The sequence below is a fragment of the Bacillus cereus group sp. BfR-BA-01355 genome (genome assembly GCF_022663675.1).
In the GTDB taxonomy this organism is placed as follows: domain Bacteria; phylum Bacillota; class Bacilli; order Bacillales; family Bacillaceae_G; genus Bacillus_A; species Bacillus_A thuringiensis_S.
The window spans coordinates 1-505 of record NZ_JAKUFY010000300.1 but is presented as its reverse complement, the minus strand read 5'-3'; the positions used below and the strand labels follow the sequence as shown (position 1 = coordinate 505).

Genomic DNA, 505 nt, shown 5'->3' with positions numbered 1-505 from the left:
CTGATACAATGCGAACATGATGAATGATTATAGAAGAACCAAAACAACCGTGTCATTAATTAACTATCATTTTGTGTTTTGCCCGCGATACAGAAGAAAGATTTTTCTTAATACAAAATTAGAAGAACGTTTCAAGGAGTTGGTTCAAGAAATATGCGGAGAATTGGATATTTCTATTGTTGCAATGGAATGCGACAAAGACCTCGTTCACTTGTTCTTAAATACACCACCAACACTTAGTCCTGCTGATACAATGGCAAAAATTAAAGGAGTGACATCAAAACGTTTGAGAGAAGAGTTTCCACATCTTCAGCACTTGCCGAGCCTATGGACGCGTTCTTATTTTGTTTCTACTGCTGGAAGTGTATCAAGTGAGACAATAAAACATTATGTGGAAAATCAAAAAACGAGGGGGTGAAACTTGTGCCACAAACCATCACGGTTAAAGTTAAATTGCTTCCAACAAAAGAACAAATCATGCTATTGGAACAAAGTAGCCACGAGT

The 505-nt window shown here is 37.0% G+C and carries 1 protein-coding gene and 1 pseudogene; both read left to right on the top strand.

Annotation, left to right across the window (positions count from 1 at the left end):
* Positions 1 to 16 precede the first annotated feature (16 nt).
* The gene (gene tnpA / locus MR167_RS31735; protein ID WP_242316252.1) at positions 17 to 418 is read left to right on the top strand and encodes an IS200/IS605 family transposase; all 402 of its coding nucleotides are present in this window, start codon (positions 17 to 19) and stop codon (positions 416 to 418) included.
* A 5-nt stretch (positions 419 to 423) separates the two neighbouring features.
* Positions 424 to 505: pseudogene (locus MR167_RS33465) on the top strand (transposase); the annotation flags it as partial.